The 14,774-nt window shown below is 44.0% G+C and carries 8 protein-coding genes, 1 other RNA gene and 1 pseudogene; 2 read left to right on the top strand and 8 right to left on the bottom strand.

Annotated elements, in window-relative coordinates; genetic code table 11:
- Positions 1–52: 52 nt before the first annotated feature.
- A complete protein-coding gene (locus ACZ5OK_RS13710; RefSeq protein ID WP_343842406.1) occupies positions 53–1,540 on the bottom strand; it encodes a glutamate synthase subunit beta in 1,488 nt (495 codons plus the stop codon).
- A 21-nt stretch (positions 1,541–1,561) separates the two neighbouring features.
- Positions 1,562–6,076, bottom strand: a complete 4,515-nt coding sequence (gene gltB, locus ACZ5OK_RS13715) for a glutamate synthase large subunit (RefSeq protein WP_343842404.1) — start codon at positions 6,074–6,076, stop codon at positions 1,562–1,564.
- Between the two features lie 304 nt (positions 6,077–6,380).
- Here gltB and ACZ5OK_RS13720 point away from each other — a divergent pair, with 304 nt between their 5' ends.
- Positions 6,381–7,286, top strand: a complete 906-nt coding sequence (locus ACZ5OK_RS13720; RefSeq protein ID WP_343842401.1) for a LysR family transcriptional regulator — start codon at positions 6,381–6,383, stop codon at positions 7,284–7,286.
- Positions 7,287–7,299: 13 nt separating this feature from the next.
- Here the strand turns inward: ACZ5OK_RS13720 and ACZ5OK_RS13725 are convergent.
- The 3 genes and pseudogenes from ACZ5OK_RS13725 to smpB all read right to left on the bottom strand — a co-directional run.
- Positions 7,300–8,110: pseudogene (locus tag ACZ5OK_RS13725) on the bottom strand (4-hydroxyphenylacetate 3-hydroxylase C-terminal domain-containing protein); the annotation flags it as partial.
- 378 nt (positions 8,111–8,488) lie between these two features.
- Positions 8,489–8,827: a transfer-messenger RNA gene (gene ssrA / locus ACZ5OK_RS13730) on the bottom strand.
- A gap of 122 nt (positions 8,828–8,949) precedes the next feature.
- Positions 8,950–9,411 carry an SsrA-binding protein SmpB gene (smpB, locus tag ACZ5OK_RS13735; protein ID WP_044163128.1) on the bottom strand — a complete coding sequence of 154 codons (462 nt, stop codon included), beginning with the start codon at positions 9,409–9,411 and terminating at the stop codon, positions 8,950–8,952.
- A gap of 186 nt (positions 9,412–9,597) precedes the next feature.
- Here smpB and ACZ5OK_RS13740 point away from each other — a divergent pair, with 186 nt between their 5' ends.
- Positions 9,598–10,479 carry a GNAT family N-acetyltransferase gene (locus ACZ5OK_RS13740; protein WP_343842396.1) on the top strand — a complete coding sequence of 294 codons (882 nt, stop codon included), beginning with the start codon at positions 9,598–9,600 and terminating at the stop codon, positions 10,477–10,479.
- 394 nt (positions 10,480–10,873) lie between these two features.
- On the opposite strand, the gene rnr is transcribed toward ACZ5OK_RS13740, so the two are convergent.
- The 3 genes from rnr to secG all read right to left on the bottom strand — a co-directional run bounded on the left by rnr (position 10,874) and on the right by secG (position 14,608).
- Complete coding sequence (rnr, locus tag ACZ5OK_RS13745; protein ID WP_343842394.1) at positions 10,874–13,174, bottom strand: ribonuclease R; 2,301 nt, start codon at positions 13,172–13,174, stop codon at positions 10,874–10,876.
- Between the two features lie 300 nt (positions 13,175–13,474).
- Entirely contained in the window at positions 13,475–14,221 is a 747-nt protein-coding gene (locus tag ACZ5OK_RS13750; protein ID WP_343842391.1) for an alpha/beta hydrolase, read from the bottom strand.
- Positions 14,222–14,374: 153 nt separating this feature from the next.
- Positions 14,375–14,608 (bottom strand): preprotein translocase subunit SecG, encoded by a 234-nt coding sequence (gene secG, locus ACZ5OK_RS13755; protein WP_343842388.1) that lies wholly within the window; start codon positions 14,606–14,608, stop codon positions 14,375–14,377.
- Positions 14,609–14,774: the final 166 nt, after the last annotated feature.

Here is a 14,774-nt window from a genome sequence, read left to right on the forward strand (position 1 = left end):
CAGTATATATGAGGTGGCAGCATAAAGGGACAAGGAGCCTGTCCCCATGTCCCTATACAATCTGCTTTGTGGTTTCACTTGTTAAGTATCCATGGACCTGTTCGGCAACTTCCTGTCCTTCACGAATGGCCCAGACTACAAGGCTTTGACCACGGCGTGCATCACCTGCCGTATAAACCCCTTCTTCACTTGTACGGTAGTCCTTCATTCCGTCGGCCGTCCATATGCGACCCCGTTCATCCGTTTTCAGACCAAAATGTTCTAAAACCTCTTGTTCTGGACCGGTAAAACCGATAGCTACTAAAACCAGATCAGCCTCCCACACCTGTTCCGTACCCGGGATTTCTTTTGTTACCAGTTTCCCATTTTCATAAACCTTTTCCACATTCAGCGTGTGCAGGGCTTTCACTTGTCCCTGTTCATCCTGCTCAAAGCGCTGGGTTAAAATTTCATATTTACGCGGGTCTTCTCCCTGGGCATTGACGCCTTCCTTATACCCATAATCCAATTTGAACGTCATCGGAAACTCAGGCCATGGATTGTCATCTGTCCGCTCTTCCGGACTTGCCGGATGCTTGCCGAACTGAACGACCCGCTTACAATTTTGGCGAAGGGCCGTGGCTACACAGTCCGCTCCTGTATCCCCGCCACCGATCACAATTACATTTTTGCCTTGTGCTGAAATTGGTGTATCTTTCGGGTCGGTTTCAAGGGCCTTTGTCGCAGCGGTTAAATAGTCCATGGCAAAATGAATGCCGTTACTATTACGATTCTCTAAAGGAATATCCCGTGGGTTCTGAGCTCCTGTACACATAATGACGGCATCGTACGAGGCATTCAATTCCTCCCGGGTAATATCTGCACCGACCTCTGTGTTACATGTAAACTCAATCCCCGATTCCTTCATGACGTTGATGCGGCGGTCAACCGTTTCCTTTTCCAGTTTCATATTCGGAATCCCGTACATGAGCAAGCCGCCCGGCCGGTCATCCCGTTCAAACACCGTCACATGATGACCCATTTCATTCAGCTGATCAGCCGCCGCCAGTCCAGCAGGTCCTGAGCCGACAACAGCTACACGTTTCCCTGTACGGCGTGCCGGAACTTTAGCTTGCACCCAGCCATTTTCAAATCCTCGTTCGATAATCTCATTTTCAATTGATTTAATAGTTACAGGATCATCATTAATGGCTAGAGTACAGGATCCCTCACACGGGGCCGGACACACGCGGCCAGTAAATTCCGGAAAATTATTTGTTTCCTCTAACCGTGCGAGCGCCTCCTGCCAGTTTTCCTCACTCACAAGCTCATTCCACTCAGGGATAAAATTATTCACAGGACAGCCGACATACGCACCTTCCCATTCCGCACCTGTATGACAAAAAGGTGTTCCGCAGTCCATACAGCGTGAGCTTTGTCGCTTTAATTCCTCATCATCAAAGCGAAGGACATACTCTTCCCAGCTTTTGATACGCTCGATTGGATCGCGAACTTTCTGGTCTTTTCGGCTGAATTCCATAAACCCTGTTAAATAACCCATGCTGTTCCCCTCCTTTGTCGTTTATTGCACCACTTTTTCATGACTCGAATCTTTGTCACGCGCCAGCATTGATTTATATTCTTCAGGTATAATTTTCACAAATTGGCGAACTGCAGCATCCCAATGATTCAAGAGATACTTCGCCCGTTTACTGCCTGTATATTGCACGTGCTTAAGCAGCATCTCTTTCACTGCATTTTGTTCCTCCCGATCATCGAGCTTTTCGAATAATACCAGTTCTTTGTTACATTTCTTTTTTACTTCCTTGATATCGTTCGCCCAGATGTAAGCAATTCCACCTGACATTCCGGCTGCAAAGTTTTTCCCAATAGAACCGAGAACGACGACACGACCGCCTGTCATATATTCACATCCATTATCTCCAACACCTTCGACAACAGCATGTGCACCGCTATTTCGGACGGCAAAGCGTTCACCTGCACCACCATTGATATAGGCTTCCCCAGATGTGGCACCAAATAAGGCAACATTTCCGATAATGACCTCTTCCATACGATGCAATGCAGAAGGTAAATTTGGGCGGAAAATGAGCTTGCCACCGGATAATCCTTTGCCTGTGTAGTCATTTCCATCCCCTTTTACACGCATGGTTACACCGCGGGGAACAAACGCACCAAAACTCTGACCCGCTGATCCTGTAAAACGAAGGTCAATGGTATCCTCCTTAAGACCTTCTTCACCGTAGCGCCTGGAGATTTCATATCCAAGTGTGGTCCCCACTGTTCGATTTGTATTCTCTATGGGCAGATCTAACTGAAGCGGCTTTTCATACTCTAATGCATCCTCCAATTGCGGGATCAATTGAAACGTATCCATATGCTGTTCATCAAAAACATTTACTTCTTTCCGCTCAGCTTCGAGCCAGTCAGCATCCGCAGTGAATAACAATGGTTCAAAGTCAAGCTGATCAGCCTTTGGATGGTCCGCTTTTTTGGGACTAAGAGTTAATAAATCTGTGCGTCCGATTAGTTCATCTAGTGTGCGGACACCTAATTGGGCCATAATCTCCCGCATTTCTTCAGCAACAAAACGCATATAGTTCACCACATGTTCAGCCTTACCAACGAATTTGTCCCGAAGCGCAGGATTTTGTGTCGCAATCCCAACAGGGCATGTATCCAGGTGACAGGCACGCATCAGAATACAGCCAAGTACGACCATTGGCGCCGTTGAAAAGCCAAATTCCTCGGCTCCAAGCAGGGCAGCCTTCATCACATCACGACCGGTCATAAGCTTACCGTCTGTCTCTAAACGAACTCTTTCTCGTAACCCGTTTAAAACTAAGGTCTGGTGAGCCTCGGCTAAGCCAAGCTCCCATGGCAATCCTGCGTGACGTATACTTGTTTTAGGAGAGGCACCCGTGCCCCCTTCATAGCCACTGATAAGTATGACATCAGCCTTTCCTTTAGCCACACCGGCTGCAATCGTTCCAACGCCTGATTTTGAAACAAGCTTTACATTCAGGCGTGCATCCGTGTTTGCATGCTTTAAGTCATAGATTAATTGAGCGAGATCCTCAATCGAATAAATGTCATGATGCGGCGGCGGAGAAATCAGTCCGACACCTGGTGTGGATTTACGTACGTCAGCGATCCATGGGTGTACTTTTTTACCTGGCAGATGGCCCCCTTCTCCTGGTTTTGCTCCCTGAGCCATTTTAATTTGGATTTCATCAGCATTGGTTAAATAATAACTCGTAACCCCAAAGCGTCCAGAGGCAACCTGCTTGATGGCACTTCTTCTAAAATCTCCATTTTCATCTGGTGTGAAGCGATTCGGATCTTCTCCACCTTCACCGCTGTTACTTTTTCCGCCAATACGGTTCATGGCGATGGCCAGCGTCTCATGTGCCTCCTGACTGAGAGCACCATAGGACATGGCCCCGGTTTTAAACCTCTTCCAAATGGACTCTGCTGATTCTACTTCTTCAAGTGGCACGGATTCAGATTTATCAAAATTAAAATCCAGCAGGTCTCGTAAGTACGTCACTTTTTCGTTTTCTACTAAATCAGAGAACTTTTTATACAAGGTTTTACTGTTCATCCGTGCGGCATGCTGAAGAGTATGAATGGTTTGTGGGTTAAACCCGTGGTACTCCCCATCATGACGCCATTGCATGTCACCACCGGATGGTAATGTGGAACGTCTGTCTTCATAGGCGATACGGTGCCGGGTCAGAGACTCTTGGGCGATGGTTTCGAGACCAATGCCTCCAATCTTTGAAGATGTACCATAGAAGTACTTATGAATGACTTCACGGTCAATACCAATTGCTTCAAAGGTCTGTGCTCCCCGGTAGCTTTGAATGGTGGAAATCCCCATTTTTGACATTACTTTAACGATACCGGAAGTGGCTGCATCCCTGTAGCGCTCTATGGCCTGCTCGTAGCTATAGTCCTCAACAAATTCATAATCCACCAGGTTTTGAATGGAACGATAAGCTAGATATGGATAAATAATATCTGCACCATATCCGATTAAGACGGAGAACTGATGAACGTCCCGTGCTTCAGAGGTTTCCAAAAGCAAGCTTGCCTTTGTCCGTAATCCCTTACGAACCAGGTAATGGTGTAAACCACTAACAACCAATAATGATGGGATCGCCACTCTCTCACTCGATAGATCACGATCTGTTAATACAATCATGGAAACCCCTTGTTCTATAGCCCGCTCCACCTGCTGAAAAAGGGATTCCAAAGCAGGTTCCATTCCACTTGCTCCGTGTGAAACCGGATAGGTCATGGATACTTTTTCAAAGCGGAAGTCACTTCGGCTGTTATGAATCACTGCATCAAACTCCTGCTTTGTCAGAACCGGTGTATATAGCCGAATTCGTTTGCAGTGCTCTGGTCCATCATCTAAGAAATTATGACGGGGACCCAGATAGGATGTCGTTGACGTTACCCCTTTTTCCCGAATGGCATCAATGGGTGGATTTGTCACCTGGGCAAATAACTGCTTAAAGTAGTTAAACAGGAGCTGCGGCTGCTCTGATAGTACAGCTAACGGAGTATCATTTCCCATGGATCCAATTGGGTCTTTCTTTTCGGTGACCATGGGTAAAAGGTTTTTCATCATTTCTTCTTTTGTATAGCCATTCGCCAGCTGAAACGGAAGAAGTTCATCCTCGGATATTTCCTCAAAGGCGTCTGTTTCCGGTAATCCTTTTAACTGCACCTGTGAATCCTTCAGCCATTCACGATACGGGAATTTTGATGCGATCTCCCGTTTGATATCTTCATTAAACATGACCTGATGCTTATCTATGTCAACTAAAATCATTTCCCCTGGTGCCAGTCGTCCTTTTTGAACGATCCGCTCCGGCTCAATATCTACAACCCCTACTTCCGAAGACAGCACAATGCGATTATCCTCTGTAATATAAAAACGTGCCGGACGGAGCCCATTACGGTCCAAGGATGCTCCAATTTGCTTTCCATCTGTATACGCAATGGCTGTAGGTCCATCCCATGGCTCCATGATGGTACTTAAATACTCAAAACAGGCCCGTTCAGGATCCTGCATCTGTTCATTCAGATCCCAGGCCTCAGGCACCATCATCATCGCCGTCTGTGACATGGAACGTCCATTGGTCACCAGATACTCAAAAGTCTGGTCGAGCATCCCCGAGTCACTGGAATCCTCATCAATAATCGGCAGCAATTCCTTATGACGTTCCTCAAAAACATGAGATACAGCGGCAGTTTCCCGGGCCTTCATCCAATTCACATTTCCTGTAATGGTATTAATCTCCCCATTATGCATTAACATACGGTTCGGGTGTGCCCGCTCCCAGGAAGGAAACGTATTCGTACTATAACGGGAGTGGACCATACCAAATGCGGTTTTAGCGACTGCATTCTTTAGGTCCAGGTAAAATTCATCCATCTGTTCCGGGGTTAGCATTCCTTTATATACAATGGTCTCAGGAGAGAGACTGGCAAAATAAAACGGGCCTTTTTTAAGCTCTTCCATATTATGGACACGCTTTTCAATGATGCGCCGAATTAAGTAAAGCGATTGTTTAAATTTTTCATCAGAATACAGCTCTTCAGGCTTTTTAATAAAAACCTGGCGGATGTATGGCATGGTGGATGCAGCAGTCTCTGATAGAATGGACTCATTTACAGGAACGGTCCGCCAGCCAATGAGTTCATGATGTTCCTCTTCTATCACCCGCTCTATAACAGACTCGGCTTTCTTCCTTAAATGTTCCTGTTGTGGCAAAAACAGCATCCCAACAGCATAATCTCCCTGCTTCGGGAGCATCTGGTTCCATTCTTTCCGGTACAATTCATCCGGAATCTGCATCATGATTCCTGCACCGTCACCTGTATTTGGATCCGATCCTCGCCCCCCACGATGCTCCAGGCGACAGAGGATCGTAATGGCATCCTGAATCATTTGATGGGTTTGGTGACCATCTATATTTGCAATAAAACCTATACCACAAGCATCACTTTCAAATTTGGGATCATACAGTCCCTGCTGTTTCGGAAGCCCTGTCTGAATCATTGCTTAATCCCACCTTTTCCATTGATTTAAATAAGAACTGTAACTGACAGATCAAATCATAGAACCTTCCGAATGCCAATCGAGAAAAATCGCTCGCAGACATTCTTATGTTCTTAGAAAAAATAAACTCGCCAGATGCGAGTGTCTCTTCCATGTTTCCAACAAATTTGAATTTATTTAAAAAATTATAAAAAGTACGACAACAAGGTATTTATATCCTATAATTTTTCTGTTATGCTTTCAATACATATATGAGATATGATTCATCGCAAAATGAGATAACAGTTCATTAAAGGGTGAGAGGATGGAACTCAGGCAAATTAAATATTTTATAAAAGTCGCGGAATTGGAGCATGTGAGTGAGGCCGCTCTGGAATTACACGTCGCTCAGTCAGCTGTAAGCAGACAGATTGCGAATTTGGAGGATGAACTTGGGGTTAAGCTGTTTTTACGCGGGGGGCGGAAGATTCAGCTCACATCAGTCGGAGAGCTTTTCCTTGAACATGTGGAGAGGGCGATGCTTGAGTTCGATAAGGCAGAAAAAGCGGTTTATGATTTCTTAAATCCGGAAAGTGGTACCATCCGGCTCGGCTTTCCGATAAGTCTGGCGGCAAAAACTCTGCCGAATGTGATCTCTGCCTTTCGAAAGGAACATCCGCAGATCGGCTTTCAATTACATCAGGGAACCGTAAAAGAATTAACAGACGCAGTAATTTCCGGTCAAATCGATATTGCCTTCGTTTCTCCTGTTCCAACCAGCCACGATGATGTGAAAGGGCACATCTTCTTTACCGAAAAAATGATGGCCTTATTACCAGCCAGTCACGAATTAACAAACGAGCCCTATTTACGACTCATGCAATTACGACATGAGCCTTTTGTCATTTTCAGACAGGGATATCATATTCGGGATATTATTATGAAGGCCTGTACGCAGGTTGGTTTTCAGCCAAGAATTGCTTTTGAAGGGGAAGATGTGGATACGATTAAAGGGCTGGTTTCGGCCGGACTTGGTGTGAGCATCCTTCCCGAAATCACCCTGACTGACCTGCCGATGCGGGATACCAAATCCATTGAAATTATTGAGCCGAACGTCTCACGTACCGTCGGAATTATCCTGCCATCAAAACGGGAAGTCGCCCCATCAGAGCAGGTGTTTTTTGAATTCCTTAAAAACTACTATGAGAGACTGAATCGATTTGGATATTAAAAATAGGTGCCTGTCACTTTTTCCCTTGTGCAAAAGTGACAGGCACCTGAATTTTATCATAATTCCAATATAAATCAGTGGTTAGCCGAACAGGATTTCCAAAAAAGAATCGTTCATATTGGGTCTGGCGTGTGCCAAAAGCGCTCATGGTTAAATCCCAGGCTAACCGAAATAATTTCACCCGATGCGCAGCATTTTTCGTTGCGCTTTGTAAATACTGATGTAAATCTCCCCTTATTTCCGAAGCAAAGTCCTCTTCACCGGGGAGCATCACAATCCCACTGGAACCAAGCAGCTGTATGATTTCCACTAATCGGGGATAGACTTTCGGGAAATAACTTATAGCAACTTTGAGTGGTTCTACCTCAGGCCTCATAAGTCCAAATTGATCAATAGCAGCGTTCACCTCAGCCTTGGTCAGCAGGGCTTTCATTGATTCCAGAGCTATGATAATTTCTGAAACCTGCTCCTGCACATGTTGATATTCACTGATATTAATGGTGTGTACAATAGACTGGGCAACACCGAGAATGAATTCAACTTTAACCACTTGTCTGGATACCACTTGGTGGAGGGTAAAGGGAAGAAATGTACTTTGTTCCTTAAAGGTATTGGCAACCTGAATATTATTGTAGAAAAAAAACACGATCCCATGGAACCAATACATCATCAAAAACAACAATGGTATCCATTTCCTCAAAACGGGAACTCAAAGGATAATTATAAGTGGAATCCCCATTCACAAAAGTTTCTCTATTAATCGGAAAAAACAAACCAAAAAGCGATTCATAACCTGGAATGGAAAAATCAAATAAATGGCTGGTTTAATGGAGGGCTTCAAACAAAGATAGCAGGATTGAGAAGGTGTTTTATGAATATTAGACATAAAAAAACCACCATATTATGTATGGTGGAGACGGTGGGACGTGCACTTCCATGCTTTCGTCATGGCACTGACTATATCTTGAACCTGTTCCTCAGGTCCTCCGGCGTCTTATGTGAAATTTAGATTTACCGGTTGCCCCGGCAGCATTTCACATCCTAGTACTACCATTTTAGAATGGCAGCCTATAAGTCGATACACAGCTGTTGGATTGCTCCACATACTGCTCGGTATTGCCTTATCACCCGTATGGTGACTTAGGTTTCACCGATAAAGCCGGATTTTCACTTATGTGTTACCACATAAGGCGACTATCGTCTAATCGAACCCACGTCCAGAGATATCGTCACTCGGGTATCTACGTGTGTAGTCGTTATATTGTCCTTCGCCAGCTTTTCAGCCTAACGACTGGCTTCCAAGTGGCTAGTCTGATTAGAATTCTTCTGTCAGCCTCAGACGGCGACTAACAGCATAGCCCACTATAGTTTGAGACCCTTCAATCTGCCACATGGGCGATAGCAGGAAGGATCCTAGCAGAGCTTACGCTGCTGCTAGAGTAGTGTTATTATTGTTTCCAGTTATATTTAACTGAGTAACGTTTTACGAGACGTAACCTCGACACGCAACCCAAGCTCGATCTACCCCTGTCGAATCCGTAACGTCCCCGGATTATTTTAAGAGATAGCGACCTTGAGTTCGCCAATGTCGTCTCTTTCAACGACAATACTTATTATAACACATCAGCAGCGATTTTCAACAGGCTGAAGCTGGTACTTCCTGTTAAAACTGATTCTTCATCGCCCGCTCCATATCCCGCTTGGCCTGCTTGCGTTTTAAGGTTTCCCGTTTATCATACTTCTTCTTCCCCTTACCGAGGCCAATTAAAACCTTTGCTACACCGTTTTTGATGTACATTTTGAGCGGAATTAACGAATACCCTTCCTGCTGGGTTTTCCCGACTAATTTGTCTATTTCCTTACGATGAAGCAGCAGCTTTCTCGTACGTACCGGATCATGGTTATACCGATTGCCCTGTTCATACGTGGAAATATGCATATTATGAAGAAAGACCTCCCCACGTTCAACCCGGGCGAATGAGTCTTTAAGATTGACACGGCGATCCCGGACAGATTTAATTTCCGTCCCTTTTAACACAATACCTGCCTCGAACGTTTCTTCTATAAAATAATCATGATTGGCTTTACGATTTTGCGCTATGACATTCCCTTGACCTTTTGGCATAGCAAAACCTCCTATTCGTCACATACCCCTTATTTTAACACAAAAGTCACCCTTCATAAAAAGAAAACAAAGGTTATAATAAGCGTGTAAAAGAACTCTTCACATATTTCAAACATTTTCATGGACTTATTTTTTTCCTTTATGAGAATATAAGGAGGGGAAATTATACTTAGGGGGTCCTTCATCATGACCAATCGACTGTTGCAAATTCGCAGACTGAATGACAATGATTTTGAGTATTTAACAAATATGAAGACAGGGATTGAAGATGATTATGTAGTCCGGATTTTCCAAAAGCTTATTCATAGCGATGAGCATGCTTTATACGGTCTGTTTGATAGAAACCAGATGCTTACGGTAGCCGGGTACTCCATCTACTTGCGTCAGTATGCGATGCTCGGCAGACTCCGAAGCGATCGGCGTTTTTTAGCTAAGGGCAATGCGACTGAGCTCCTTAAACATATCATCAGGGATTTAAAAGAAAGAAAGGATATTAAATGGATTGGAGCCAATACAGAAATTCATAACAAGCCTGCTTTAAAAGTTCTTGAAAAGCTCGGGTTTCCATCTCACCCTCCATTATATCCAGTAAAACTTAATAATGGGGAAACGGTTAAGGGAACAGCTGGGCCTCTATGGGATCAGCTTGAAACCACAGAGGAAAAGCGTGAGATTTTAAATTTATTTGAGAAAAGTGATTTTGAAGTTTTTCCTTATCAGTGCTATTATCCATTCCCTTATCAGGATAACTTCCTGACAAACGAAGATTTAGCGGAATCACTATTTTTCGCCAATAAAGATCGAACCCGTTTCTTTATCATGAAAGAGGATCAGAAGAAAGAGCTTTATGCTATGGTGATGTATCCGTGGAATGATCACTTTGAACAGCCTGGTTTCTGGGATACAGTTATGAATCAACTGGAGACAAACTTTACGGAACACAGACTATGGATTGACTTCATGCAGGAAGGATTGGACCGGGCAAAAAACCTTGATTCATTCGAAATCCGTAAGCCATGGGTATTACACGGAGTCTGGAAGGAAACAGATGGGAAACGTTCACCATAATCTAATGTGGATATAACGAAATTTATAAACCATTTTAGCGCAGGAAATATACGTAGACTCCTGGTCGGCTAAAAACGGCACGTCCTGTGCCAACGCCGACACTAGAACGTCCTGTTCGTCGCGGGAGAAAGGCCTAGGTGAGACCCCGCAAAGAAAAGTGAAGGCGACCGTTTAGGTCCGACAGCATAAGCAGAATCCATGAAGTGACACGCTTTTTGTCACGTAGTGGATTCTGCTTATGACTGCTTGGGCCTGGGAGCCGTAACTGGACAAGTGCGAAAGCGCGAGGAGGCTCACCAGCCGCCCGCGGAAAGCGAAGTATATTTCCGGAGCGGTTTTAAACACCAACCCTAATTCAGAAACTTCTTAAAAGAACAATTTGTTCCAGCTTTTTTTACTTCTTTTTCCCTTTTTTCGGTGCACTTTGATAAAACGGCTTATGCTTTGACTTCTTACCGCCCTTTTTCTCCTTCTTAGGACCGTTTTTGCTTTCTTTCGGCTTCGACTTCTTTTCTTTCGTTTTAATCACCGTAGGCCGTTCTTTTACAGGTCTCTCTTTTCGCGGTTTCATGCCGACAATTTCAAAATCAATATCACGCTCTTCAATATTCACATTGACACAGCGAACCGTCAGCTCGTCACCAATTCTGAAGACATTACCTGTCCGTTCACCAATCATGGCATAATGACGTTCATCAAAGTGGTAATAGTCATCGGTTAAAAAGCTGACGTGAACAAGACCTTCAATCGTATTTGGCAGCTCGACAAACAGTCCAAAACCGGTAACTGAACTAATCACACCGTCAAATTCCTGTCCAATTTTCGTCTTCATAAATTCACACTTTTTGAGGTCATCCGTCTCACGCTCTGCATCGACAGCCCGTCTTTCCATAAACGAGGTGTGTCTCGCAATCTCAGGCAGCTTATCCTTCCACTTTTCCCTTGTATTCTCGTCCATTTTCTCTTCAACAAGGTACGTCCGGATCAGGCGATGAACCGTTAAATCCGGATAACGTCGGATTGGTGATGTAAAATGGGTATAAAACTCTGTTGACAGCCCGAAGTGACCTAAGCTTTGAGGATCATACTTCGCCTGCTGCATGGAACGGAGCATCAGTTTGGATATCACCATGTCCTCCTGGGTCCCTTTTACTTCCTCAAGGACAGACTGCAAAGCCTTCGGGTGAATGTCATTAGCGGTTCCCCGGACCACATAGCCAAGATTGGCGATAAACTCAAAGAAATGCTCCAGTTTTTCCGGTTTTGGATCCTCGTGAATACGATGGATAAAAGGAACCTGCATCCAATGGAAGTGCTCAGCTACGGTTTCATTGGCAGCCAGCATAAATTCCTCAATCAGCTTTTCACCAACGGAGCGTTCTCTTAACACGACATCTGTAGCTTCTCCTGCCTCATTCACCTCGACCTTAGCTTCTTTAAAGTCAAAGTCAATTGCACCACGTTCCATCCGCTTCGTCCGGAGAATCTGTGCCAAAGCCTCCATATCCTTAAGCATTGGTGTGATATGCTCATACTTCTGCTTCAGTTCCTGATCCTCATTGACTAAAATTTCATTTACATCATGATAAGTCATGCGCTCGGTTGTTTTAATAACACTCTGAAAAATATCGTGATTAACAATCTCACCTTCATCCGTGATTTCCATTTCACAGGATAGCGTCAGGCGATCCACACGGGGATTCAATGAACAAATCCCGTTAGACAGACGATGCGGGATCATCGGAATGACTCGGTCTGTTAAATATACACTGGTACCACGTTCCAATGCTTCCTTATCAATAGGCGAATCTTCTTTTACATAGTAGGAAACATCCGCGATATAGACGCCTAATTTGTAGTTCCCATTTTCCAGTCGATTAACCGTAACCGCATCATCCAGGTCTTTCGCATCGGCACCATCAATGGTAATAATCAATTCATCCCGAAGATCCCGGCGATTTTTCAATTCAGACGGGTCAATGGTATCCGGAACCTGGGTGGCCTGCTCCATCACTTCATCCGGAAAGTCAGATTTAATTCCATGCTTATAAATAACGGATAAAATATCAATGCCAGGATCGTTTTTGTGACCAAGAATTTCCACTACTGCCCCCTCGGCACTCATGCGGTCCTCGGGATATTTCGTAATTTCCACAATTACCTTATGGCCATCAACGGCCCCGCTTGTCATGCCTTTTGGGATGAAAATATCGTTAGGAATTCGTTTATCATCCGGAATGACAAAACCAAAATAACCATTGTCCTGGAAAGTGCCGACAATACGATTTGTGTTCCTTTCCAGAATACGTATAACCGTTCCCTCAGGGCGTTGGCCACTAGTTGCCCCTGACTCAATCCGTACTAATACCCGATCATCATTCATCGCAGAATTTAAATCGCGGTGATTAATAAATACATCATCTTTTTCTTCCTCATCAGGGATTAAAAAGGCAAATCCCTTCGCATGCATCTGAATGGTTCCACGGATTAAATTCATTTTTTCAGGCAATCCATAGCGATTTTTACGTGTCCGAACTAGCTCCCCTTCCTGCTCCAGTTCGTTTAACGTTTTGACTAAATCTTTAAAAGATTCTACATTCTCATCTAATTCAAGAACTTCCTCAATTTCATGTACAGACAGTGGTTTGGCATTTTCATTAAAATAGGAAAGAATTTTTTCCTTAATTTCACTCATGTTCTCTCACCTTCCTTTGAAGGGGGAATGTTTTTCATCGCTTTTTCGCCTTCGTTGTTCTTTGTCCAGCTGGGGTTCCCAGGTCAAAACGGATATAAGCCAAAGCCATTACGTGGCAAAACCACCATGTCTTTGTCTTATCCCGTATGACCTAACCGGTCGCCTCCGCTTTTCTTTGTCCAGCTACAGGGGCCAGAACCTCGCTGATGTAAGCAATTCCCATTACATGGCCAAAAACTCGCCACTCCATGGGACCTGCTTACACAGTCGGTTCTAACCAGCCCCCTTCCGCTTTTCTACCTAGTATGTCCAATCGAGGGATTCGAGAAACTGATAAATGTCTTCGTATAGTTGTTCTTTTTCGTTGGATAGGGTAATGACATGGGTAGAGTCTTCATACCATTTGATTTGTTTTTCGTCAGTTTCTACCTGATCATGAATGTAATTGGCACTTTCCGGGTTAATCATTTCGTCTTTTCCGGCCTGAACAACAAAGGTTGGCGTATAAATTTCATCAATATGATCATGAACGTCGGTTATAAATTCTCCAAGTTTTTCAAATGTATGTGTGGAATTTTCCATCAGTTGGCGGACTTCATCCTTAATCTGATCACTATCCTTTTCTTCCAGCTGTTTATATTCCTTGGCAAACTGCTGAAAACCTTTGGACAGCTGTGAGGTATTATCAAAGAACATAGGGGCACACATAGGTGCAACACCCATGATTGGTTCAGAATAGGCAAGCTTTAGGCCCATAACACCTCCCAGTGACAGCCCGGCAACAGCTATTTCATCATACCCAAGGATACGCAAGTGATGCAGCGCCTGCTGAACGTCTTCCCACCAGTTATCTGTATCATATTTAATTAACTCCTCCGGGGGTGCACCATGTCCACGATAAATAGGTGCATGACATGTATAGCCTTTCTTTTGCAGGAATCGGCCAAGCATCCGGACATCAGCAGAGTGACCGGTAAATCCATGGAGCAGGAGCACCGCACGTTTTCCAGCTTCAAATGTAAATGGTTCAGGTGTTTTGATTTTCATGTTTGTCAACTCCTCTTTCGTAGCCTATGTAATTTTTCGCCTTATCATTTTTCGCCCATTAGAAAGACACGAATCTCACCAGTACTGGGAAATTCGGTGTATTTACCTATACCTTATTTAACATATAAAAAAACAGCAAGTAAATCTTGCTGTTTACTGAACAATATAACCTAACGCAAATGTAATGACAAAAAAGAGTATTCCAGCAACAATCGTTGCACGGTGAAGTACAGCATCAATTCCACGTGCCTTTTGCTTCCCGAATAACTGCTCAGCACCACCCGAAATCGCTCCAGACAGACCAGCACTTTTTCCTGATTGTAATAAAACGAGAACAATCATAATAATAGCGTCAATAATTAGTAACGTAACCAGTGTACCATACATGGTATTTCCTGCACCTCCAATAACATGCGGGACAACTTATATCAAAAAAGTAATATAAAAACACTCAATCCCTATTTAGCATATGTTTATATCTCTACTAAATGTAGCATAAAAACATATACGTAGCAAGGTGAAACCATAGAAGCAAGTAAAGAGAACAATTTGT

The sequence above is a fragment of the Salinibacillus aidingensis genome (assembly GCF_055393355.1).